Genomic DNA, 22,272 nt, shown 5'->3' on the forward strand with positions numbered 1-22,272 from the left:
GTGGGAACCTTAACCCCGGAGGGGGGCGATGTAAAGTGTCATCGGCGCGCGTCTCACCGTTTGAAACCCGGCGACACGAATGTGGTCGAAAGCGGCGATCCACGTGCGCGGAGCACACAGCCAAGGAGTTCGTTCATGCCCGTATCCACACCCCGGCGCTCGCCGATTCTGTCCCTCGGCGCCGCCCTGGCGATGGCCCTCGCCTCGCCCGCGTTCGCCTCCCTGCCACCGGCCGTCAATGGCGAGCCGCTGCCCTCGCTGGCACCGATGCTCGCGAAAGTGACGCCGGCCGTGGTCAACATCTCGACGAAAACCCGCGTGCGGGCACGCGACCCGTATTTTGACGACCCGCTGTTTCGCCAGCTGTTCGGCAACCAGGGCGTACCGCGCGAACGCGTGGAGCAGAGCCTGGGTTCGGGCGTGGTGATCGACGCGGCGAAGGGCTACGTACTGACGAACAACCATGTCGTCGGGGGCGCGGACGATATCACCGTGACGCTGCAGGACGGCCGCGACTTCAAGGGAAAACTGATCGGCAGCGACCCGGATACCGACGTGGCGCTGCTTCAGATCACCGCGGATAAGTTGCAGGCGCTGCCGATCGCTGACTCTTCTCAATTGAAAGTGGGCGATTTCGTCGTCGCCGTCGGCGATCCGTTCGGGCTCGGTCAGACGGCGACGTCGGGCATGGTCTCCGCGCTGGGACGTTCGGGCCTGGGCAAGGGCTTCCAGAACTTCATCCAAACGGATGCCTCGATCAATCCCGGCAATTCGGGCGGCGCGCTGGTGAATCTGCGCGGCGAGCTGGTCGGCATCAACTCGATGATCTTCACGCCGTCGGGCGGCAACGTCGGCATCGGCTTCGCCATTCCCACGGACCTGGCGACAGGCGTGATGAAGCAGCTGCTCGCGTACGGGAAGGTCCGTCGTGGGAATCTCGGCGTGGAGGTGCAGGACCTCACCCCGCGTATCGCCGCCGCGCTCGGAGTGAAGGACACCACCGGCGCGGTGGTCACGCAGGTGAATGCGGGATCGCCTGCCGATGGCGCGGGGCTGCAGTCGGGTGACGTGCTGACGGCGATCGATGGGAAGCCGGTGCGGAGTTCTCAGGACGTGCGGAATGCGGAGGGTTTGTTGCCGCTGGGCGCGAAGGTGACGTTGTCGGTGAAGCGGGAGGGGGCGTCCAGGGACATCGAGGCGACCATCACCGCGCCGCGACTGGCCACGCTGGATGGCGGCAAGGTGGACCGGCGACTGAGCGGGGTGACCTTGAGCGACCTCACGGCGGAGCAGAAGGCCGGCGGGCTTTTCGGTGTGGCCCTGACCGGAGTGAAGCCCGGCTCGGCGGCCGATCGCGCCGGACTGAAGGACGGCGACATCGTCGTCGGCATCGGTCAGCGGAAGATCGTCTCGGTGAAGGGGCTGCCGCTAGGGGTGCCGATTCCGGGACAACTGATGCTGACGCTCGTAAGGGACAACGCCATCTACTACGCCGTCCTGTAGGAGCGCGCCTCGCGCGCGACCCGGTTTCACGAGGAATTTCAACGCCCCGCCGTAAAAGACGTCGCGCGCGGGGCGCGCTCCTACAGGTGTGGCTGCCCCGACAGCCTACGTTCCGTTTCCCCTCGGCAGGATGCTGAATGACGCCAATGGTGCGCGCGGGCCCGCCTTAGCCCACAATGGCGCCCCATTGCCCAACCCCGCTTCCGTCCCGAGGTTCTTGCCGTCCATGTCTCTTCGTCTTGCGCGACTGTTCACCGCCACGCTGATCGGCCTCAGTGCCTCCGCCACCGTATTCGCCGCCGGCACCCAGTTGGTGTGGCGCGGTGACATCACCACCGCCCGCGGCGTGGTTACCGATGTCGCCAAGGCCTGGGAGAAATCCGGCAAAGGCAAGATCGAGCTCCAGCCGTTCAACACCGCCTCCGGTATCGACGCCGTCGCCAAGGGCACGGCGGACATCGCCGGCTCGGCACGCCCGGGTATCGGCGGCGCCGAGCAGTCGCTGACCTTTACGCCGGTCGCGTGGGACGCGCTGGTCATGGTCACCTACCCGTCCAACCCGGTGAGCAACATCACGCTCATGCAGTTGCATGAGATCTACATGGGCAAGATCACCAACTGGAAGGAGCTCGGCGGCGCTGACCAGCCGATCAACCTCTACGCGGTGGCGAGCCCCGGCGACGGCGTGGAATACAGCCTGCGCAAGCTGCTGTTCGGTCGCGGCAACCAGCCGGTCGCCGCCCCGCGCCTGTACGTCAACGTCGCCAAGCTCGAAGAGGGTGTGACCCTCGACAAGCAGGGCCTCGGCGCCACGACCCTCGCGGGCGCCTCCTCGAACAAGAAGGTGAAGATCCTCTCGATCGACGGCGTCACGCCCTCGATGTCGACGGTCGGCAGCGGCGCGTATCCGCTCTACACCGAGCTGTATCTGGTGTCGAACGAGACCAGCCCGAAGGCGGCCGACGTCAAGGAATTCATCAGCTTCGTCACCTCCAGCGCCGGTAGCTCGCTGCTCCGCTCGCACAGCCTCGTGCCGTATGCCGATGGCGCTTCGCTGGCCTCCAACGATGCCGCCCGTCGCGCGAAGATCGCTTCCACCGTCGGCACGCGTGCCAATGTGGGTCAGGCGATGACCACGCCGACCGTGGCTGCTGCCGCTACCCCGGCCGCCCAGGTCGCCAAGGAAACCGCGGTCGCCAAGGCCCAGGTCGCTGGCAAGGGCGCCAAGGTCGCGAAAGAAGCCAAGGGCTCCGTCGCCTCCACCACGGCCGAGCCGTCGCAGTTCGCACGCGTCGTCGCCAGCGTCAGCACCTCGGCACACGTCGGCTTCGCGGGCGTCCGTTCGGAAGCCGTCACGGTCTCCGACAACGCCAAGGTCGGCGGTAAGTTCGCCAAGGTCACGGCCGACGCCGTCACGGTGAAGGGCAAGCAGGTCGCCAAGCCGGCGGCTCCGGTCGATGCGACGGAGAAGTCGACGAAGGTGGAAACGCCGAAGGTCACCGAAGCGGCACCGGCGGCGAAGCCGGCAGCTGCCAGGCCGGCCGCGAAGGAAGTCGCCAAGGCTGAGAAGAAGCCTGCCGCCGCGTCGCGCACCTACAAGGTGTCGGCTGGCGACACGCTCTACTCGATCGCCAAGAAGAACGCCGTCGACGTGAACCAGCTTCGCGCGATGAACGGCCTGAAGGACAACAACGTCCATCCGGGTCAGGTGCTGAAGGTCGGCGCCCGCTAAGCCGTGCCGGTCCGCGCCGTATCCCTCGACCTCGACGACACCCTGTGGCCGGTCATGCCGGCCCTGATCGAAGCCGAGCACTGCGTGGACCGATGGCTGAAAGAGCATCATCCCGAAGTCGCAAGCGCATGGCCCATCGAGGCCATGCGTGAGCTCCGCGAGCAGGTCGCCCGCGACCACACGCATCTCTCGCACGATTTCAGCGAACAGCGTCGGCTGACCATCCGCCACGCCTTCGCCGCCTGCGGCATCGACGACGCACCGGTCGACGAACTCTGGCGCATCTACTTCGCGGCGCGCAACAACGTCGAGCTGTATCCCGACAGCCTTCCCGCACTCAACCGCATCGTCGAGCGCGTGCCGATCGTGGCGATTTCCAACGGCAACGCGGATCTGGAGGTCATCGGCCTCCACCATCTCTTCCACACGCGCCTCAATGCCGCGGGCGTCGGTGTCGCCAAGCCTGACAAGCGTATTTTTCTTGCCGCCGCTGACGCCCTGGGCGTTGCGCCTGAAGACGTTCTTCACGTTGGTGACGATCCGTTACTCGACGTGATCGGTGCGCGCGAGGCCGGCATGCGTACGGTCTGGCTCAATCGCCACGGCGAAACGTGGTCGCATGGGCCTGCGCCGGACCTGGAATTCGCTGACATGATGTCGCTTGCCGACTGGATAGAAGCGTCGACGGTCGCTGACAGCTAGAATAGCGGCAACATCTCCGTCGCTGGGCTCGGGAGGCCTGATGCCATCGCTGATCGAAACCAGGTCCGGTAAGCGCCGCGCCATTCCTGTCGAGATGGTCGATGCGTCCAGCATCCCGGCCCTCGAAGCCCGGCTGACCGCCGCCCATCGCCAGTGGATGGTCTCGACGAATTTCCGCCCCAACCCCGGTGCGGTGCTGTTGCTGCCCGACACCCATGGCGCGATCGAGCGGGTACTGGTGGGCGTGGATCCGTCGGAACCGATCATGGCGCTGGGCGCTCTGCCCTACCGCTTGCCGGAAGGCACCTACGAGATCGCCAAGGAAAGTATTTCCGCCGATCCCGACCTGGTCGCACTCGGGTGGGCGCTGGGCGCCTACCGTTTCGACCGGTATCGCTCGCGCGGTCGCGCCCCGGCGCAGCTGCTGGTGGACTCGGCGACGCTGCGCTCGCTGCAGCCGATCATCGACGCGACCTATCAGGTGCGCGATCTGGTCAACACGCCGACGGAAGACATGGGCCCCGAGCATCTCGCCGAGGCCATCCGCGCCCACGCGACGACGCACAAGGCCAAGGTGCGCGAGTGGGTCGGCGATGAACTGCTCACCGCCAACTTCCCCACGATCCACGCCGTGGGTCGCGCGAGCCATCGTGCGCCGCGTCTGATCGAGCTGACCTGGGGCAAGAATTCGAACCCGAAGCTGGTGATCATCGGCAAGGGCGTGTGCTTCGATACCGGTGGCCTCGACATCAAACCGTCCGACGGCATGCGCTGGATGAAGAAGGACATGGGCGGCGCGGCACACGCGATCGCGCTGGCCGGCCTCATCATGCAGGCGAAGCTGCCGGTGCGTCTGACGCTCCTGGTGCCCGCCGTCGAGAACGCGATCAGCGGCAACGCCATGCGTCCGGGCGAAGTCATTCGCACCCGCGCCGGCATGACGGTGGAAGTGGATAACACCGATGCCGAAGGCCGCCTGGTGCTGTGCGACGCCATTGCGTTCGCGGTCGAGCAGGCACCGGATCTGATCGTCGACTTCGCGACCCTCACCGGCGCCGCGCGCGTCGCACTCGGTCCCGAAGTGCCCGCACTGTTCACCAATCGCGACCAGCTCGCCGATCACGTCATCGGTGCCGCGGAAGTCTCCGCTGATCCGCTGTGGCGCCTGCCGTTGTGGCGCCCGTACCGGCGCATGCTGGACTCGTACATCGCCGACTTCGCCAACTCCGGCGCATCGCGTCATGCCGGTGCGATCACCGCGGCGCTGTATCTCGAGCGCTTCGTGCCCGAGAACCAGAACTGGATGCACCTGGACACTTACTCATGGAACGACGGCGACACGCCGGCACATCCGCGCGGCGGCGAAGCGCAGGGGCTTCGCGCGTTCTACCGGTTCCTGTCCGAGCGTTACGCCTGATCGCCGCTGTCGTCCGATGCCGCCGAGGCGGCGTCGGATGATGCGACGGAAGCACCACCGGCCGGCGCTGCTTCCGCAGCAGACGCAGACGCAGCGTCACTCCTGACCTTCTTCCACGCGACGACCGCGCGCAGATTCCGCTCCAGCTCCGCGATCGTCAGCGGGAAATAATCCTCATCGCGGTCGCCGACCTGCCAGCTATTCATGCGCTTCTCGGTCGCGGCGACACCCATCGCGTTGAGCGCCTTACGCACGTCCGCCGGATCCAGATCCGTCGACTGAAGGATCAGTTGCCACAGCCAGTTCATGCGCTGCGGGTCCACACCGCGCGTCATCTGCGGCCGCGTGTATTCGCGCGCCGGCGGATCGAAATCGGACATGAGGAACACCCCGTCTAAAACTCAGGCGGTGAGTATGCCATCGCTCCGAAAAGGGTTGTGCCCCCGGCAGCCTACCGAGCGCACCGAAACTCTCCTACGCGAACTTGATCTCGCGCTGCACCGGCCGGATCACATAGCCCACCGGCATCCAGCCCGAGTTCCCGGGTGCCAGCGAAACCGTCTCGAACAACACCGCGCGGGCGAAATGCGCGACGAAAATGACGTTGAGATAGTCGCCCGCAGGAAGACCGACCGGGTCCCGCACGCGTGTCACCTCGAACCACTCCCGGCCCACAAGCAAGCCACGATCGAGGCGTATCTTGCGCATATAGCGCACCCACTCCGCGCGCGGCACGATCCTCTGCATCATCGCGCCCGCCTCGAGCCACATCGCATCCGGTCGGCGGTTGTCGGACAGCTGCACCCAGTGCGTCGCGCAGGACACCGCGTTATCCAGCGAATTGGGCTGCGGGCCGAGGCGCGGTTCATGCGCAACCACGAGCATCGCCCCGAGCGGGTTCATACCCGTCAGGCCGCTCGCGGGGGTCTTGCGCAAGCTCGGTGTCGCCAGAGGCATCTGCCCGTCTCCGTCATGCGTGACGTACAGCTTCGAACGGAGGCGAGGCCCTGCCTAGTCGGCCGGATGGGCTAAGCGCTTGGTGAGAGCCGGGCGACTATCTGCGACCGAACGCCAGCACCTCGGACGTGTAAGTCTCCACCACGAGACTGAACGGCTGGTTCCCCTCGGTGAACAGTACCGCCTGGTGCCTCAGCACCTCGTGCGGGATCGCCAGAGCCCCCTTGTGCGCCACGGGCAATGGCGCATCCATCTCCCAGCCCTTGGGCAGCGGCGTCCACAGCAGGTCCGCGCTGATCGTCTGGCGACGGAAGTGCAGCGCCTGGACGACCTTGCCGAACGGCTGGTCGGTGCTGTCGAGAATCTGGTTCATCTCCGGGGTGAGGCGCGACGGCACGTACCAGTTATCGGCCTCGGACAACACGTGATCGCCGCAGGCCAGCTGCACCCGGCGATAACGCACCGGCTCATCCGGACCGATACCCAGCGTCTGCCGCGCCTCGTCAGGGAGGGCCTTGTCCTGCCCCTTCACCCGACGCGCGAGAATCTTCGCCTCGCCGGCCAGCGCGTGATCGCCGCACCAGCGTTCGAGCGTGAGCGTGGCGCTCGGATGGCTGAGCAGGTCGGCATTGAGGGTTTCCAGCAGCGCCAGCGCCTGCGTCCGCGAGGCGACGTCGTCGGTGAAGGGCTCACGGGCCTGCGCCGGAACGGCGGCGGCCATGATGGCGATGCTTCCTGCCGCGATGAAAGTGCGTGTGCTGCTCATGCGTTCAATCGATCCGTGAAGTGAGTGCTGCCAGGTCGTTGCGTGGTTGCGGCGCGCATTTTTACGACGCCCTGGCGGTTATCGGCAAGGGCCCCGCAAAAATTAGAGGCCCTTGGCCGCCTGCGCCACCGCGCGGAACAACGCGCGGCCCTTGTTCATCGTCTCTTCCCACTCGGCGGCCGGATCGGAGTCATAGACCACACCGCCGCCCGCCTGCACGTGCAGGCGGCCATCCTGGATCACGGCGGTGCGGATGGCGATCGCCGTGTCGGCGTCGCCCCACCAGCCGAGCCAGCCGATGGCGCCAGCGTAGATGTTGCGCTTGAACGGTTCCAGCTCCTGGATGATCTCCAGGGCGCGGACCTTCGGCGCCCCGCTGACGGTACCGGCCGGGAAGGTCGCCTTGATGACATCCATGTAGGAAAGATCGCCACGGATGTCACCTTCTACCTGGGAGACGATGTGCATCACGTGCGAGTAGCGCTCGACCACGAAGGACTCGGCCAGCTCCACCGTACCCGTCTGGCTGACGCGGCCGACATCGTTGCGGCCGAGGTCGATCAGCATGAGGTGCTCGGCGCGTTCCTTCGGATCGGCCAGCAGCTCGGTCTCGAGGGCGATGTCTTCGGCCTCGTCCTTGCCGCGACGGCGCGTGCCGGCGATGGGGCGCAGTACCACGCGGCCGTTCTTCAGGCGGACGAGAATTTCCGGCGACGAGCCGACGATCTGCGTCGGACCGATGTCGATGAAGAACATGTACGGCGACGGATTGGTCGCACGCAGCGCGCGGTAGACGTCCACCGGACGCGCGTTGAAACCGACGCTCATGCGCTGCGAAGGCACGACCTGGAAGATATCGCCGGCAAGGATGTATTCCTGTGCCTTGCGCACCATCGCCTCGTATTCTTCGCGGGTGAAGCTCGACTTGAAATCCGACTCATCCAGCGCGGCGGGCTGCAGCAGCTGCGGGTACGAAACGCCACCCTGACGCAGGCGGAAGGCCAGCTGATCCAGGCGGCGCGAGGCTTCCGCGTAGGCTTGTGGACGCGAGGGGTCGGCATGCACGATGAGGTACAGACGACCCTTGAGGTTGTCGAATACCGCGATTTCGTCCGCGAGCATCAGCAGGACGTCGGGCGTACCGAGCTCGTCCTTCTTGTCCCACTGGGCGAGGCGCTCTTCGATGTAGCCGATCGTCTCGAAACCGAAGTACCCGACCAGCCCACCGGTGAAGTCGGGCAGACCCGGCAACTGCGGTACCTCGTACTGCTTGCGCAGCAGCTCGATCTCACCCAGCGGATCCTCGAGGTGGCGACGCTCGATCACCTCGCCACTCTCCTCGACTTCCAGCTCATGGCCGCGCAGGCGGTACACCCGCCGCGCCGGCAAGCCGATCATCGAGTGGCGTCCCCAGGTCGCCCCACCCTCGACCGACTCGAAGAGGAAGGTGTACGGGCCATCGGCCAGCTTGAGATACACCGACAGCGGCGTGTCGAGGTCGGAAAAGACCTCGCGTACCAGCGGAATACGGGTGTAGCCCTGCGCGGCGTAGGCGTCGAATTGTTCGCGGGAGATCATGGGTCTCGGGGGTGACCTTGGAGTGACCCCCGATTGTAGGCCCAGGCCCTGGGATTGGGACAGGCGGTTCCACGCAGAAGCCGCCCTTTTTGCTACCTGGACCCGAAATGCGTCTACCGGACCCCTAGCGGGACACTCCAGGATGCTGAGGAGCCGCCTGCTGCTCTTGAGATGGTGCATGGCTCCGGACTTGCTGGTCGGTGGCAGCCTGCAGCTCGCGCTGCTGGGAAGCCTGAAGGAATGCCATGCCGCTTTGCTCAAGCGTTACCGTCACGGCGTGCCCGACATTAACATCCGTGTATTGCTTGAACGGTGAGTTCAACGCGCCTTGAACTGCATACGCGCGGGAGCCGTCATCGCTCATCACAACATGATCGACGCGATTGAATCCAGCAGCGCACGCACCGACAGCCAGAGCCCCAGCCAGCTGACAACTGGTCTGATCCGTTTCGCGGCCAAACCGCTGGTCGATGGCTCGGACACCGCTGAGGCTTTGTTCGTACATCGAAACACCGGGGTGATCTGCGTCACTCAAGCTCATAAGGTTTGAACGCTTGGAATGCTCGGCCTCCCGAGCTAACAGTGCGTCGGTCCTAGGACCGACGACGCCGTCCGGCGCAAGCCCATGCTCAGTTTGAAATTGTTGAACCGCCGTGCGAGTAGCGGGACCAAAATGACCGTCCGGTACGATTGGTGCCCCATGCGGACCGGTCACACCAAGCGCCGACAAGCGTTCCTGCAACTCAGTGACCTGCGTTCCATGCGCGCCAACGGAAAGCGAATGCCCGGCGGGGGTGGCCGCCGTGACTCGCACGCCCTGACCAATAGCCGCAAGAGCCGCTGTGATGTCTCCGTCAGTGGTCTGTGTTGAAGGATCGTAACCCGCGTTGGATACCTTCGACTGAGCACGCTCGATAGCCGCCGCCTTCTCTGGATCGTCGAATGCAGCTTGATATCGCTCGGCAATTTCTGCGGCTTTCGGGCCATCGTAGACACGGTGCTCCGTTCCGATACTGCGTGCCTCGGCAATAAGCGCCTCGTAATTCCCGCCCTGTTCCAAGGTGGCTTGTAACCGTGGCAGCTGGCCTGGAAACTGATTTGCCGTCTTTGCAAGAAGTGCAATGGACGCGAGGCGATGGTCGTCCGTTATGTTGGTACCGTGCGCATCCAAAATCTGCATGGCTGTATCCGTAGCATTCTTGACCTGCGGATAGTCAACGTTTGAATGAATCCAACGCTTGCCGTCGCTCGACGATGCCCACGCATTAATGCCATCCCGGGTGTTGGTATCGATAAATGCGATAGATGAGCGCCCACGGATTCCATTGCCGTGCGTAAGAAGGTTTGAACGGAGCTGATCGACGTCCGATGTATAGGGCAATCCGTGCGCCTGCGAATAGCGTGACGACTCACGAATTATCGCATCAACGTAGGCCGACTCTCCTGGCGAGGCTGGCCCGGTGGTTTTTCCGACGCCCCATGTACCCCGCTGACCGAGGTCCACCTGAATCGTGCCGATGGAGTAGCCACTGTTAGCGGCCACATCTGAAACCTCGCCCCATGTACGGTCAGTGACGCCAGCGACACTGAGACGGTACGAAGCTGGGCCGCCTTCAGTGCCCTTTCCGACGATAAAATACATAGCGCCAGCGACTGCATCTGTGTCGCGCGTGTTCGGTCCTGCCATATTTGGATCCTCCTTGAAGTGATAAAAAATCAGTCGCCCACAATGGAAAGCAGGCTTTCGAGCGTATTGGCTCGCTCCGCATATCGATAAACTTCGTTGATCGACGCGTCGATGTTTGCCGTTTTCTCGCTGCTCCGCACATCCAGTTCCGTGTCGACGGACTTGGCGTTGAATTCGATCCAGGCCCGCTCGGCGGCGCGCAGATGATCCTTGCCCTGGCTATCGAGCTTGCTCATCAGAGCCGAATAGGCCTTGTTGAGGCGCGCGTCCTGGACCTTCTTTTCGACGGTTGAACAGTTTCCCAGCCCAACGATGTCGCCACCAGCCCGGTCTGTGCAGGCGAAGAAGCTCTCGGAGACACCTTTCGGAGCTCCCCGTCTGACCCCCTGGTCCGCGGCCCCGGCCAGTGCTCCGACGGACTGCATCAACAATGCCAAACCCATGACAGCTGCACAGATGGTCCTCATCCTCTCGCTCCTCTCTTCGAAAGGATCGACGCTAGCCGATTGCGCTGAAGGATTCCATGAGGCGATTCTGAAAATCGATCACGGCAAGGCGTAGCCCGAGAAAACCTGTCCAGAGACCGTAACTCCAACGGGAGCCAACCAGGGACGGGCCTATCCGGCTGCTTTGCTCAGCCCAAACGTTGCCGCGGCAGGCCGGTGAGATGCAAGGTGAACGCCACTCCGCCCTCGAGGTTCCGCGCACTGGCACTCCCCTGATGGCGCTCGGCGACCAGACGCACGACGTACAGGCCGAGGCCGAGATGTGGCGCGTCACCAGGCGTCGCCTTGTCGCGCAGACTGACCAGCGAATCGAACAGACGCCCCTGCATCGCCGCGGGCAGCGGCGGCCCTTCGTTGGACAGCTCGATGTCCGCGCCGTCGACGGTCGGCGTCAGGGCGATGCGCAACCAACCGCCGGGTGGCGTAAACGACAACGCGTTGTCGAACAGCTTGTCCAGCGCCTGCGCGATCAGCTCGGGCGAGCAATGCATCGGGACCGGCGTGGGAGGCAGTTCGGCTTCGAGGCGGCGATCGCCTGCCAGTGCGCGGTAGCCCTCGGCGCAGCCGCGCACGATGTCGGCGAGGTCGACGTCCTCGGCTTCCGCCGATGCGATGGCGCGCTCCATGCGGCTTGCTTCGCTCATCGCTCGCACCAGCTGGCCGAGACGTGCCACGCCGTCACGCGCACGGGCCAGATAAGGCGCGGCTTCCGGCGGCAGTCCTGCGTGATCGAGGTTATCCAGCGACGATTTGACGATGGCCAGCGGGGTGTTGAGTTCGTGCGAGAGCTTGGATGCCAGCGTCCGCAGGTAATCGGTGTAGCCGCCCACCACTTCGAAGAGCCGCTCGAAGCTGCGCGCGAGGTCACCGAGTTCGTCGGTGGCATCGGTCAGAGGGAATGGGCCATCCAGACGACCATCGTTGGCCTGCGCACGCTCGGCGGCGTTGCGCAGACGACGCAGGCGAATGGTCAGTCGCGTCGCGAACAACAGCAGCACGCCGCCAGCGACCAGCAGCACGGCGAAGCTCGTCAGCAGCAGACCGAACAGCGCGCGGTTCGCCAGCAGCGGCACCGCGCGACTGGGTTGTTCGAGCAGCACCACGCCGTGGGACTTGCCTTGCATCTGGATCGGCATGGCGGCGGCGAGTACGACACTCCCACGCGCCTCACCCGCGCGCCACGCGGTGGCGGTTTTGCCTTGCATGGCTTCGCGCACTTCCGGCAGGTCGATACGTGGAGCGTCTTCGGCCCACGCGCTGTCACTATCCAGACGGGTCGCCAGCAGCGAGCGATAGACCAGCGAAGCGAACCAACCCGGACGATCGCCCGCGGGCAGGTCCGGCAGCGCCAGCTTGCCGCTCTGTGCGACAAGCCACGCGTCGGGCGAGAGAATACGTACGCGAACACCGTCCGGCGCCAGACGCGCCACTTCCTGCGACAGCGGCGCGGAGAAATCGATCAGCGGCCGGTTGTCGGCGGTCAGCGGATCGGGGTCACCGTCCGCGGCGACGTGGACGCCGAGACCGAAGCGATCGAGGCGCAGGCCGCGAGGCAGCCGGAACTCCGCGCGGAAACCGCTGCCGTCTTCCTGCCACTGCGCGTTGATGCGATCGGGCAACACGCCCGCATCGGCATCCAGTGCGATGGCCGTCGTCGCGCCGGGCGCGGCGCTGGCCATCAGGTAGCGCTGGCTATCGTCGCCGCTGGCGATGGAGACGATGAGGTGATCGGCGTTGAGCGCTAGGCGGTCGGCCGCGTCGGCGCGACGGCGATGCGTCGCCCGCACGTCGATGTAGAAATAGACCCAGTGGTCGTCCTCGGCCAGCATCACCCTGGAGTTTTTGCCGAAAGGCTGCGCCCAGGGGCTGAGCGAGGCCCAGTCGTCGGCATAACCGTCGATGGTGATCGGCACGTTGGCGCGCTGGAGGAACCAGGCCGGCCCCGCCGGCGGCAACGGTGCATCGACCACGACGAGGCTGCGGGCCATGGCTCGCGCGCTGGCCACGAGTGCCTGGGCCTGGCCTTCGCGGAGCAGCGTCTCCATCTGACGCACGTAGAGCCACCCGGCGACCGGAAGGGCCAGGGTGCAGAGGGCGACGAGGAGGAGTTTCTGGCGGAGGCTCACGGCGTCCAGCGATATCCGACCCCGTGCACCGTTTCGATCGCATCGAACTCGGGCGCCAGCGCGATGAACTTCTTGCGGATGCGCTTGATGTGCGAGGTGATCGTCGCATCGTCCACGACGAGCTCCGCTTCACGCATGAGCTGATCGCGATTCTTCACGTGACCCGGGAACCGCACCAGCGTGTGCACCATCCAGAACTCGGTCACCGTGAGCGGAATCTCGATGCCGTTCCACAGGACGCGCATGCGCTCGGACTCGAGCTTCAGCGGACCGTGTTCGATCACGGTTTCGCTCGCGGCGGGGGCCTTGAGCGATTCGATGCGGCGGAACAACGCCGCGATGCGGGCAGCCAGCTGGTGCAGGCTCGTGTCTTTGGAAAGATAGTCGTCGGCACCCAGACGCAGGCCGGAGATGACGTCGAAGTCGGAATCACGTGCGGTCAGGAAGATGATCGGCAGCGTGGCCGATTTGGCGCGGAGCTCGCGGCAAAGGTCGAAACCGCCTTCCGGCTCGTCGCCCAGGCCGATGTCGATGATGACCAGTTCCGGCAGACGCATGGCGAAGGCCGTCGACGCATCGCGGCGTGAGCCGTAGCCGCGGGCCTCGTAACCGAAGCGGTTGAGGGCTTCGACGTAGTTGGCGCGGATGAGGGGTTCGTCTTCGACGATGGCGATGCTGCGGGCCATGGGCATTCCGTGTGGAGGATCGGCGTGCGCAGGGTGCTATGGGGGACCGGCGGGCGCAAGGCCTGCGCCGCGATTGCCCGCGTTTCGCCCTATACATCGCCGCGAACCGCCGTGCACGAAGTCTTTGCCTTCGCTTTGCCATAAACCATCCGCGGATTGCCCCTTATGGGACGCCTCGCCCGCCGCGTGCGGCATTCAACTAGGCATGACGGCGCGCCGACCGGCGCCGAGGAGAACCGACGATGACCAAACCCGACGCTGACAACACCGAACTCGAACGCGACTTCGAGCCCCTGCGCGTCACCCTGGCGCTGGGCGCTCTGCTGCTCGGCGTCTTGTTCGGCCTGCACTGACCCTTTCCCCCGACGCTCCTGCCGGAGCTTCCTTCACTCCCCCATCCGGCACCGGACGGGGGAGCTTTTTCATGGCCTCAGTCGGCCTTCGGCGACGCCTTCGTCACGACGTTGCCCAGCGGCACCATTTCGGCATCGCCGACGGTGACCGTCCCGTTGAGGCCCCGGAAGAAGTCATCGCCTGATTTTCCGATCAGACGTTGAATTGTGAAACCCGTGGATCCGCTACCCACGCTGGAAGCGCGCGCGCCACCCGGACCATTGAACGAACCTACCGAATCGCCATTCGGAGGGGCAATGCCATCGATGAAGACGGAACCGCCGAACATCAAAGCGGCTTGCAGATTACGCATCTCGGCCAGATAGATCCGGTGCGCGCGCGTCCCCGCGGTCCTGTCACCGTACTTTTCGCGCATGTCGACCCAGTAGGCGTCCGCCTGGGCTTTTTCCGCAGGCGACAGCTGCAGGTAGGCTTTGGCGAACGCCGGCTCGAAGCGCGGATCGTGGCGTTCCGATGCGAGTGCCAGCCAGGCCACACCCAACGGACGATTGATCGGGCCATCGTCGCCATTGAAGTACATCAGCCCGAGCACGTACTGCGCCGGCTTGCTCGCCCAGTAAGCGGCATCGCGAAGACGTTCGCGGGCCCGGGCGTCGTGGTTCTTACCGAAGTCGCGAGCGGCGGCGCAGAAGTAGTACTCGCCGGGCAGGATGCGCTCGATGCCGCCAGGGCAGTACGCGTTGACCTTGCGCAACAGGGCCCGGGGATCCGCAGGCTGAGCGGTATTCGCCATCGCCGAAGCACCGACCGATACGGTCGCCATGAGAACGAAAGAAAGAGTCCGAAAGATTTTCATGCACCTGCCTCCCCGGCAGCTATGGAAGTTAGTCCGTTAAACGCACCTTGACCCGTGACGTGCACGGGTGTCCCCAAGCGTCAGTCGTCCTTGCGAGACGCGACCTGACTGATCGGCACCAGCTCGGCGTCACCCACGAAGACGTGGCTATCGTAACCGTAGAAGTACATGGCCTTCTGCGATTGCAGCATGCGGCCCAGCGTAAACCCACTCTGCAACGGCAGGTCGTTCGCCATCGCGTCGTTATAGGGAACCGTCACACCGTCGACAAAAATGCTTCCGCCGAAGTTGACGGCCCACGCGATCTGGGCGTATTCGCGGTCGAAGCGTTTTTCGGCACGCGGGGCGGCCACCGGATCGCCGTAAGTCTTCTTCAGGTCCTGCCAATAGGCGTTGGCCTGCGCAAGCTCTTCCGGCGACACCTCTTTGTAAGCCGAGATGAAGGCCGGTTCGTAGGCGGGATCGTGCCGCTCGGCGGCGAGCGCCAGCCAGGCAAGACCCAGCGGACGATTCTTTTCCGCCCGGTCGCCATTGAAATACATGATGCCGAGCGCGTACTGCGCCGGCTTGCTTGCCCACTGTGCCGCGTTTTTCAGGCTTTCGCGTGCGAGGCCCGGATGACCGGACCAGTAATTGCGGGCGGCGGAACAGAAGTAGTAGTCGCCGGGAAGAAAGCGCTCGAGACCGCCGGGGCACGGCAGCAGCGACTTGGCGACGATGTCTTTCTGATCGGGGAGCGGCTGGGGTCGCTCGGCGCCAAAAGCGGCGGGAGCGACGAGCATCGCGGTGAGGGCTAATACGGACAACGACTTCATGTGCGCATCCTCCAGTAGGCTCTCACCCCGAGAACTGGAGATTACAATACTACGCAGTTCGCTATTGTCTCGTGAAAACTTGTTTAGCCGCCGATCGCCGCATGCATCCGACGGATCACATCGGCGTAATCCGGCGCATTGAAGATCGCCGAGCCGGCGACGAACGTGTCGGCACCCGCCGCCGCGATCTGGCCGATGTTGTCGGCATTGACGCCGCCATCCACTTCCAGACGGATGTTGCGGCCGCTGGCGTCGATGCGCTCACGCACATGACGGATCTTGTCCAGGGCGCCAGGGATAAATTTCTGACCGCCGAAGCCGGGATTCACCGACATGATCAGGATCATGTCGATCTTGTCGATCACGTAGTCGAGCCAGTTCAGCGGTGTGGCCGGATTGAACACGAGGCCGGCCTCACAGCCCTCGCCCTGGATCAGCTGGATGGTGCGATCCACATGCTCGCTGGCCTCCGGATGGAAGCTGATGCTGCGTGCGCCGGCCTTGGCGAAGTCCGGGACGATGCGATCCACCGGCTTGACCATCAGGTGCACGTCGATGTGCTCGGTGATGCCGTAATCGCGCAGCGCCTTCAACACCATCGGCCCGATCGTGAGGTTGGGCACATAGTGGTTGTCCATCACGTCGAAGTGCACCCATTGCGCGCCGGCATCGAGCACCTTGCGGGTGTCCTCACCCAGGCGGGCGAAGTCGGCCGAGAGGATGGAGGGGGCGATGACGGGTGATTGCCTGGACATGATGGGTACCGTTAGCCGTTCGGGGATGACGCGTTTTGTCGCGGTATTACGGAAGGTCGCGCGCGGGGCGCGCTCCTACATGATGGCGCTTCGCGTCATCATTTAAACCCCTTCTCCGCCTTGATCCGCTCGTAGGCCGCATTGATCTCGCTGGCCCGCGCTTCCGCCCGGCGACGCATGTCGTCCGGCAGGTCGCCCAGGCGATCCGGGTGATGCTCGGAAATCAGCTTGCGATAGGCCCGCTTGGTCGCGCGATCGTCGGCGCCGCGCTGGATGCCGAGGACCGCGTAGGGGTCTGGACCGGCGGTATTCCGCTGCGGCGGCACGTATCCACCGCCACCCTGCCCGCCACCGTACGAGCGGCCGCCGCCGGTGGCGTTCCAGGCATAGCCCTTCATCGCCATCAGCGCCATGAGCTCCATGTCGCTTACCCGCAGCGCGAAAGCCAGCTGGCGCAGGATGCCCATCTTTTCGGTCGACGGATTGCCACCCTCGGCGAGCACCGTCTCGATGACCACGTCGATCACGGGGAACGCGTGGTCGCGACGATGACCGACCCACTGACGCAGCTCGTCGATGACTTCGGTCGCGTTGAACTCGGGCTGCTTGCCCTCGTTGAACGCGTCGATGGCCTGGCGACGCTGCTCCTGATCGAGGTTCATGCGCACCATCAGCCGTTCGGCGATGGCGATTTCCGCTTCGGAAATCCGTCCGTCGGCCTTGGCCACGGCGCCGATCAGCGCGAACAGCGGTGCGATGTAGCCACCCTGTGCGGGCGTACGGCGACGTTGCTGCTGGCGACTGGCATCGAACATGAAGCCGAGCGCGCCGCCGATGAGGGCGCCGAGCAGGTTGTGGGTCGCCCACATGCCAAGGACTGCGCCGATAAGAGTGCCGGTGAAATTCATGGAGCGGCCCTGGTGGGGGTCTGTGCGGCGAACCACTGGGCCAGATGGTCGACTTCCGCGTCGGTGAGAGGGCCCGTCGCGGCGCGCATCACGGGGATGTCGCGGCGACCGTCACGGTACTGGCGCAAGGCTTCGCGCAGGTAGTCGAGCTTCTGCCCGGCCAGATTGGGCGCGCCGGGGATCCGCGCCATGCCGTCTTCCCCGTGGCACGCCGCACACAGGCCCAGGCGCGCCGGCTTCACAGGCGGTGCGGCGAGGACGGGGGCGGAGAGGGCCAGGGCAAGCGCCGCGGTCAATAGAAATCGCATGGCAGGGCAATGGGGGCAGTAACCCCGAATTCTAGCAGGCGGACCGCGTCCGCCTGCGCGCAGGCGCGCGCACCGCGCGCGAAATCCCTCACCCCCGGTGGGAGCCACACCCTACCCCCGGTACAATGACCGACTTCGAACCGCCCCTCATCGGAGTCACCCCGTGCCGACCACCCTCTCGCAATCCGACCTGCCGGGCCTGGAGCTCATCCATCGCGGCAAGGTGCGTGACGTCTACGCCCTGCCCGGCAACCGCCTGCTGATGGTGGCGACCGATCGGCTGTCGGCCTTCGACGTGGTGCTCCCCGATCCGATTCCGGGCAAGGGCGAAATGCTGACCCAGATCTCCAACTTCTGGTTCGAGAAGACGAAACATCTCATGCCGAACCACCTCACCGGTGAGGACGTGGCCTCGGTGCTGCCGGCCGGCGTGGATCCCGCGCTCTATGCGAAACGCGCGGTGATCACCAAGCGGCTGAAGCCGGTGCCGGTCGAGGCCATCGCCCGTGGTTACATTATCGGCTCCGGCTGGAAGTCGTATCAGCAGACCGGCGACATCTGCGGGATCAGGCTGCCGGAAGGCCTTGAGCAGGCGCAGAAGCTGCCCGAGCCGATCTTCACCCCGTCGACCAAGGCGGCGGTAGGCGATCACGACGAGAACGTCAGCTTCGACGTGGTCGTCGACGCGGTCGGCGAGGATCTGGCCAACGCCGTACGCAAGGCCACCCTGGAGATCTATACCTTCGCCGCGGCCTACGCCGCCGAGCGTGGCGTGATCATCGCCGACACCAAACTGGAATTCGGCACGGACGAGCACGGCGTGCTGCACGTGATGGACGAGATGCTGACCCCGGACTCCTCCCGTTTCTGGCCGGCTGACGAGTATCAGGTCGGCATCAGCCCGCCGAGCTACGACAAGCAGTTCGTCCGCGATTATCTGGAAGAGCTGGGCTGGAACAAGTCGCCGCCGGCGCCGAAAGTGCCCGCCGACGTGATCGAGCGGACGGCGTCGAAATATGCCGAGGCGCTGGATAAGCTGGCTGGGATTCGGTTGGACTGAGGCCGGTGGGGGTCGCCAGCAAGGCTGGCTCCTACATGTCCACGGTGTCGTACAGGCCACGGCAGATCTTGGGGGGGCTTCCAGGCCACGGCAGACGTGTAGGAGCCGGCCCTGCCGGCGATCGATCTCGCCGCAACGTACGATCGCTCTCGCCGCAACGCACGATCACTCTTGCCGCAACGCACGATTGACGCGCGTTGCCCAACGGTCAACTCTCGCGCTTGACGCTTAACGCTTCACAGGCCCCCTCATGCGCGATGCAGCCACCTGGTTCGGCAACTACAGCCGGGACCACCAGAACGAGACCAACCAGCTGATCCACTGGATCTGCGTGCCGGCGATCACCTGGACGGTGGTCGCGCTGTTCTGGATCATTCCCGTCCCCGGGTGGCTCGGTCGCCCGGGCCTCTGGGCGGTGCTGGCGATGTTCCTGGCCTTCTGCTTCTACTTCTATCGCCTCTCGCGAAAGATCGGCATCGCCATGGCGGGTGCTTTCATCATCCTCGCCCTGGTCACCGACTCGCTCTACCGGAACATCGGCACAAGCGGCCTGCTCTGGTCGGCCATCACCGTCTTTGTCGTTGCCTGGATCGGCCAGTTCATCGGGCACCGCATCGAAGGGCGACGTCCCTCCTTCCTCACCGACCTGCAGTACCTCCTGATCGGCCCGGCGTGGCTGATGAGCAAGGCGCTCAGTCGCTTCGGCGCTCCCTACTGATGCGGGCCACCCGGTGACCCAGACGATCCTTACCCTGCTTTCCGCGGCCATCTGGCTGGTGTTGTATGCCAGCGTGGGCGCGGTGGTCCCCGCCGTGATCGGCTGGTCCGTCCTGCGCTGGCTGGAGCGCACCCCCGTGGTGTTCAACCGCACGTATCTGGCCATGCTGATCTGGCTGCTGGTGGCGTTGGGCCTGGGCGGCACGGTGCTGCTGATCACCCGGCACGGGCAGCCGATCGATGCCTCGCTGCTGGAACTGGCCTGGGTTCGCGGCTGGCTGGTGCTGGACATGCTGCTGGGCGCGTTTCTCATCTGGCGGCTGGTCCCCCGGGTCGATGCCCGACGGATCAAACCGACCAGCGCCTGCATGACGGTCGCGATCCTGATGGTGGTGACGATCGTCGTGGCGATGGCGATTCATCGATAGGGAAAACCTATTGGAATCATCTTAACGATCACTTGGACTTGTGTTCCGCGATCCCCATAATGAGATTCATTCCCATTGAGGACGTGGCCATGGCCCGCACCATCAAATATGCAGCGACGCATTTCAGCATCGCGTTTTCCATGAGTTACGCGGTCAACCAGAACGTCGCACTGAGCACGCTGGTCGGTATCGCCGAGCCGATCGCGTTCGCCCTCGGCCGCGACGTGACCCGCGGGTCGCGCCGCGGCCCACCCCTAGCGCACGCCGCCTGATCCACCGCCTGCGCGCGCATTGGCGACGGTGACGGCATGCGTGAAGCCGTCGAACGGGATGTCGGTGATGCCGACCAGCCCGATATGCGAGTTTTCGCCATCGAGAATGCGACCGGTCACGGGCTGGTCGACGTACTGGAACCAGTGGGTGCCGACCACGACGCCTGACGCGACCGCCGCGTCGACGAAACGCGCGTAAGCCTTGCCGCGCTCCTCCTCGCTGCCGACGGCGGCGACTCCGTTCCCGAACGGCCCCCGGTCGGCCGATCCGAAGTGGAACTCCGTGATCATCACCGGCTTGTCCATCTTGCGGAAGGCGGCGACGTCGAAGCCGTGCTCGGGCACGTCGGTGTACGTATTGATGCTGGTGACGTCCGCATAGGCCGCGCTGGCCTGCTCGGTCTCAGGCGTCCGGACGGCCAGACGTCCGCCGAGGAAAAGGTGATGCGGATCGGCTTTCTTCAACGTCTGCGCCACCGTGCGGAAGTACTGGTCGGCATACAGCTTCAGGAAAGCGATGTAATCGGCGGCGACCGCAGGATGCGCTTCGCCGGGATCCGGTGCCTTGAAGCCTTTGGCCGCCACCTGGTCCCACGAATGCACGTCCACGCCCCAGGCTTTCGCGAACGTCGCGGCGTCGCCGTGCGTTTTTTTCAGGTAGGCGAGAAACGCCTGTTTGGCCGGGCTCTCCGGCCCCTGTACGAGTGAGCCCACAGCCAGCGCCCAGCGACCCTGCGGGCCCTGCCCCGCCCAGGCGAGTTCGTTATCCGCGAAGTAGCCGAGCAACCATGGGTCGTCTTTGACACCCTTGCTCGCATTGGCGACCGCCGTCGTTGCCGCCGCGGCAAAGCGCGGATCGAACGGATCGGGCATGCGACCCCAGTAGTCGTAACCGGTGCTCACCGTGTTGAAGTCGCCCTTGATGATCACCGGCACGGTGTAGGCGATACGGTGATCGCGGGCGAACGCCGGATCGCTCCAGTTGCCCAGCGTGTTGAAGCGCCAGCTCTTCAGCCGGTCGACGCTGCGCTTACGCCACGCCGCCGCGAAATCGTTACCGAGCGTCCGCGACACGTTCTGCGAATAGATGTCCCACCAACGCCCGTGATTCATGCCGTTGTCGCGCTGCGAGCCCTGATCGCTGCGACTGTCCGATACGCCTCCGAACCTGCCGCTCGCCCCGGACGTGTCGGCAAACATGAACTCGCGTCCCTGCACATAGGTACGCGCATCGGTGAGATTCACCGCGTTCACGCCCAGCGAGAAAAACGCATGTCCCTCCGGCGTCACCAGCCACCAGCGCTCGCCCTGCTTCTGCGCATGGAAGAACCCGGTTGCCTGCAACGCCGGCAGATCCGTCCGCCCGCCAAACTGGTCCAGACCGGGTGCCGCAGCCTTGCCGCCTGCCTCAACCGGTGGGAGCCAGCTCTGTCGACGATTGGCGGCGTTCTTCAGGCCTTCATCGCTATCGATCTTCTCCGGCCACGTCCCCCGCGTGTACTGCCCATACCGATCCACCACCCCGGTATACGCCGCACGCAGATCGCCCTCGCCCGCTACGGTATCCAGCTTTCCGAACAACACGGTCTGCGCCGCGCCCGGCTGCGGCATCGACAACGTCACCGACGTCACCGCGTTCGCATCGACGGCGCCATCCACCGCCGTCGCGACGAGACGCTTCTCCTTACCGTCATCAAACGGCATCGGTGGCCCGACCTGCATCCCGAACGCTCGCGGGGAGGTCGCCTTCAGCGACACCGACAGCGTCTGCGGCGGGCCGGGAGGGACGCCGACCACCGTCTTCAGGTGCTTGTCGCCGGAAGCCACATCGACGATCAACGTCACCGGCCAGGGCATGCCGTTCTGCACACGCAGGCGCATCGTGCCATCCGGCTGCCAGCCCCAGGTGCCCTGCTTCGGCGCGAGGATCAGCGACGGCGACGCGGAGGGTTTGAAGGTGACCGCGACGAGTTCACCGCCGTCGGCGGCCTTGCGCACGGTGGGGTCGAGCGTGGCGTCACGCGTCGTGACGCGCGCGGCGTCGGCCGGATGGACGAGATCGACGGTCGCCGCGTGGGCGGAGACGCTGAGGGATAGCAGTGCGAGGGAAAGGTAAGTACGCATGCCCGGAATCTGCCA

22 protein-coding genes are annotated in these 22,272 nt (G+C 65.1%); 8 read left to right on the forward strand and 14 right to left on the reverse strand.

The window, feature by feature from the left end; genetic code table 11:
* Window positions 1-135 precede the first annotated feature (135 nt).
* The 4 genes from J2X57_RS10615 (at window position 136) to J2X57_RS10630 (ending at window position 5,354) form a co-directional block, all read left to right on the forward strand.
* On the forward strand, window positions 136-1,503 hold the full coding sequence (locus J2X57_RS10615) for a Do family serine endopeptidase (protein WP_309866809.1): 1,368 nt from the start codon (window positions 136-138) through the stop codon (window positions 1,501-1,503).
* Between the two features lie 226 nt (window positions 1,504-1,729).
* Entirely contained in the window at window positions 1,730-3,235 is a 1,506-nt protein-coding gene (locus J2X57_RS10620; protein WP_309866811.1) for a substrate-binding domain-containing protein, read from the forward strand.
* 3 nt (window positions 3,236-3,238) lie between these two features.
* On the forward strand, window positions 3,239-3,937 hold the full coding sequence (locus J2X57_RS10625; RefSeq protein ID WP_043692137.1) for an HAD family hydrolase: 699 nt from the start codon (window positions 3,239-3,241) through the stop codon (window positions 3,935-3,937).
* A gap of 40 nt (window positions 3,938-3,977) precedes the next feature.
* Window positions 3,978-5,354: a leucyl aminopeptidase family protein gene (locus J2X57_RS10630; protein ID WP_309866814.1), complete on the forward strand. Its 1,377-nt coding sequence runs from the start codon at window positions 3,978-3,980 to the stop codon at window positions 5,352-5,354.
* Here J2X57_RS10630 and J2X57_RS10635 read toward each other — a convergent pair.
* From J2X57_RS10635 to J2X57_RS10695, 13 genes are all read right to left on the reverse strand, one after another.
* A complete protein-coding gene (locus J2X57_RS10635; protein ID WP_309866816.1) occupies window positions 5,345-5,734 on the reverse strand; it encodes a hypothetical protein in 390 nt (129 codons plus the stop codon). The two genes, J2X57_RS10630 and J2X57_RS10635, sit on opposite strands and share 10 nt — an antisense overlap.
* Before the next feature lie 94 nt (window positions 5,735-5,828).
* Window positions 5,829-6,290 (reverse strand): DUF4019 domain-containing protein, encoded by a 462-nt coding sequence (locus tag J2X57_RS10640; RefSeq protein ID WP_197062354.1) that lies wholly within the window; start codon window positions 6,288-6,290, stop codon window positions 5,829-5,831.
* Window positions 6,291-6,408: 118 nt separating this feature from the next.
* Complete coding sequence (locus J2X57_RS10645) at window positions 6,409-7,077, reverse strand: hypothetical protein (RefSeq protein ID WP_036116105.1); 669 nt, start codon at window positions 7,075-7,077, stop codon at window positions 6,409-6,411.
* Between the two features lie 102 nt (window positions 7,078-7,179).
* Window positions 7,180-8,655: an anthranilate synthase component I gene (gene trpE, locus J2X57_RS10650; RefSeq protein ID WP_036116106.1), complete on the reverse strand. Its 1,476-nt coding sequence runs from the start codon at window positions 8,653-8,655 to the stop codon at window positions 7,180-7,182.
* Window positions 8,656-8,779: 124 nt separating this feature from the next.
* Complete coding sequence (locus tag J2X57_RS10655) at window positions 8,780-10,297, reverse strand: peptidoglycan-binding domain-containing protein (RefSeq protein WP_309866818.1); 1,518 nt, start codon at window positions 10,295-10,297, stop codon at window positions 8,780-8,782.
* A gap of 74 nt (window positions 10,298-10,371) precedes the next feature.
* Window positions 10,372-10,809, reverse strand: a complete 438-nt coding sequence (locus tag J2X57_RS10660) for a lysozyme inhibitor LprI family protein (protein ID WP_309866819.1) — start codon at window positions 10,807-10,809, stop codon at window positions 10,372-10,374.
* 167 nt (window positions 10,810-10,976) lie between these two features.
* Window positions 10,977-12,974, reverse strand: a complete 1,998-nt coding sequence (locus J2X57_RS10665) for an ATP-binding protein (protein ID WP_309866821.1) — start codon at window positions 12,972-12,974, stop codon at window positions 10,977-10,979.
* Entirely contained in the window at window positions 12,971-13,660 is a 690-nt protein-coding gene (gene pdsR, locus J2X57_RS10670; RefSeq protein WP_036116108.1) for a proteobacterial dedicated sortase system response regulator, read from the reverse strand. The genes J2X57_RS10665 and pdsR overlap by 4 nt, the downstream gene beginning before the upstream one ends.
* A gap of 430 nt (window positions 13,661-14,090) precedes the next feature.
* On the reverse strand, window positions 14,091-14,870 hold the full coding sequence (locus J2X57_RS10675; RefSeq protein ID WP_309866825.1) for an SEL1-like repeat protein: 780 nt from the start codon (window positions 14,868-14,870) through the stop codon (window positions 14,091-14,093).
* Between the two features lie 80 nt (window positions 14,871-14,950).
* Entirely contained in the window at window positions 14,951-15,685 is a 735-nt protein-coding gene (locus tag J2X57_RS10680) for a hypothetical protein (protein ID WP_051944014.1), read from the reverse strand.
* 83 nt (window positions 15,686-15,768) lie between these two features.
* Window positions 15,769-16,440, reverse strand: coding sequence for a ribulose-phosphate 3-epimerase (rpe, locus tag J2X57_RS10685; RefSeq protein ID WP_036116110.1), 672 nt, complete (start codon window positions 16,438-16,440; stop codon window positions 15,769-15,771).
* Window positions 16,441-16,538: 98 nt separating this feature from the next.
* The gene (gene djlA, locus J2X57_RS10690; protein ID WP_309866830.1) at window positions 16,539-17,348 is read right to left on the reverse strand and encodes a co-chaperone DjlA; all 810 of its coding nucleotides are present in this window, start codon (window positions 17,346-17,348) and stop codon (window positions 16,539-16,541) included.
* Complete coding sequence (locus J2X57_RS10695; protein ID WP_036116112.1) at window positions 17,345-17,656, reverse strand: c-type cytochrome; 312 nt, start codon at window positions 17,654-17,656, stop codon at window positions 17,345-17,347. Before J2X57_RS10695 ends, djlA begins: the two co-directional genes overlap by 4 nt.
* A gap of 163 nt (window positions 17,657-17,819) precedes the next feature.
* On the opposite strand from J2X57_RS10695, the gene J2X57_RS10700 reads away from it, so the two are divergent.
* The 4 genes from J2X57_RS10700 (at window position 17,820) to J2X57_RS10715 (ending at window position 20,133) form a co-directional block, all read left to right on the forward strand.
* Entirely contained in the window at window positions 17,820-18,716 is an 897-nt protein-coding gene (locus J2X57_RS10700) for a phosphoribosylaminoimidazolesuccinocarboxamide synthase (RefSeq protein WP_036116113.1), read from the forward strand.
* Window positions 18,717-18,966: 250 nt separating this feature from the next.
* Window positions 18,967-19,434: an Mpo1-like protein gene (locus tag J2X57_RS10705; protein ID WP_309866837.1), complete on the forward strand. Its 468-nt coding sequence runs from the start codon at window positions 18,967-18,969 to the stop codon at window positions 19,432-19,434.
* Window positions 19,435-19,447: 13 nt separating this feature from the next.
* A complete protein-coding gene (locus tag J2X57_RS10710; RefSeq protein ID WP_309866839.1) occupies window positions 19,448-19,861 on the forward strand; it encodes a hypothetical protein in 414 nt (137 codons plus the stop codon).
* 89 nt (window positions 19,862-19,950) lie between these two features.
* The gene (locus J2X57_RS10715; protein WP_036116119.1) at window positions 19,951-20,133 is read left to right on the forward strand and encodes a DUF2061 domain-containing protein; all 183 of its coding nucleotides are present in this window, start codon (window positions 19,951-19,953) and stop codon (window positions 20,131-20,133) included.
* On the opposite strand, the gene J2X57_RS10720 is transcribed toward J2X57_RS10715, so the two are convergent.
* Entirely contained in the window at window positions 20,116-22,257 is a 2,142-nt protein-coding gene (locus tag J2X57_RS10720; RefSeq protein WP_309866844.1) for a beta-agarase, read from the reverse strand. The two genes, J2X57_RS10715 and J2X57_RS10720, sit on opposite strands and share 18 nt — an antisense overlap.
* Between the last annotated feature and the right edge of the window lie 15 nt (window positions 22,258-22,272).

Source organism: Luteibacter sp. 1214, from assembly GCF_031455395.1.
GTDB lineage: Bacteria > Pseudomonadota > Gammaproteobacteria > Xanthomonadales > Rhodanobacteraceae > Luteibacter > Luteibacter mycovicinus.

Excerpts from the sequence above, each read along its gene's own strand:
- J2X57_RS10615 (WP_309866809.1), top strand. The coding sequence starts at position 136 with ATGCCCGTATCCACACCCCGGCGCTCGCCGATTCTGTCCCTCGGCGCC.
- J2X57_RS10620 (WP_309866811.1), top strand. The coding sequence starts at position 1,730 with ATGTCTCTTCGTCTTGCGCGACTGTTCACCGCCACGCTGATCGGCCTC.
- J2X57_RS10630 (WP_309866814.1), top strand. The coding sequence starts at position 3,978 with ATGCCATCGCTGATCGAAACCAGGTCCGGTAAGCGCCGCGCCATTCCT.
- J2X57_RS10635 (WP_309866816.1), bottom strand. The coding sequence starts at position 5,734 with ATGTCCGATTTCGATCCGCCGGCGCGCGAATACACGCGGCCGCAGATG.
- J2X57_RS10645 (WP_036116105.1), bottom strand. The coding sequence starts at position 7,077 with ATGAGCAGCACACGCACTTTCATCGCGGCAGGAAGCATCGCCATCATG.
- trpE (WP_036116106.1), bottom strand. The coding sequence starts at position 8,655 with ATGATCTCCCGCGAACAATTCGACGCCTACGCCGCGCAGGGCTACACC.
- J2X57_RS10655 (WP_309866818.1), bottom strand. The coding sequence starts at position 10,297 with ATGTATTTTATCGTCGGAAAGGGCACTGAAGGCGGCCCAGCTTCGTAC.
- J2X57_RS10660 (WP_309866819.1), bottom strand. The coding sequence starts at position 10,809 with ATGAGGACCATCTGTGCAGCTGTCATGGGTTTGGCATTGTTGATGCAG.
- pdsR (WP_036116108.1), bottom strand. The coding sequence starts at position 13,660 with ATGGCCCGCAGCATCGCCATCGTCGAAGACGAACCCCTCATCCGCGCC.
- J2X57_RS10675 (WP_309866825.1), bottom strand. The coding sequence starts at position 14,870 with ATGAAAATCTTTCGGACTCTTTCTTTCGTTCTCATGGCGACCGTATCG.
- J2X57_RS10680 (WP_051944014.1), bottom strand. The coding sequence starts at position 15,685 with ATGAAGTCGTTGTCCGTATTAGCCCTCACCGCGATGCTCGTCGCTCCC.
- rpe (WP_036116110.1), bottom strand. The coding sequence starts at position 16,440 with ATGTCCAGGCAATCACCCGTCATCGCCCCCTCCATCCTCTCGGCCGAC.
- djlA (WP_309866830.1), bottom strand. The coding sequence starts at position 17,348 with ATGAATTTCACCGGCACTCTTATCGGCGCAGTCCTTGGCATGTGGGCG.
- J2X57_RS10695 (WP_036116112.1), bottom strand. The coding sequence starts at position 17,656 with ATGCGATTTCTATTGACCGCGGCGCTTGCCCTGGCCCTCTCCGCCCCC.
- J2X57_RS10705 (WP_309866837.1), top strand. The coding sequence starts at position 18,967 with ATGCGCGATGCAGCCACCTGGTTCGGCAACTACAGCCGGGACCACCAG.
- J2X57_RS10715 (WP_036116119.1), top strand. The coding sequence starts at position 19,951 with ATGGCCCGCACCATCAAATATGCAGCGACGCATTTCAGCATCGCGTTT.
- J2X57_RS10720 (WP_309866844.1), bottom strand. The coding sequence starts at position 22,257 with ATGCGTACTTACCTTTCCCTCGCACTGCTATCCCTCAGCGTCTCCGCC.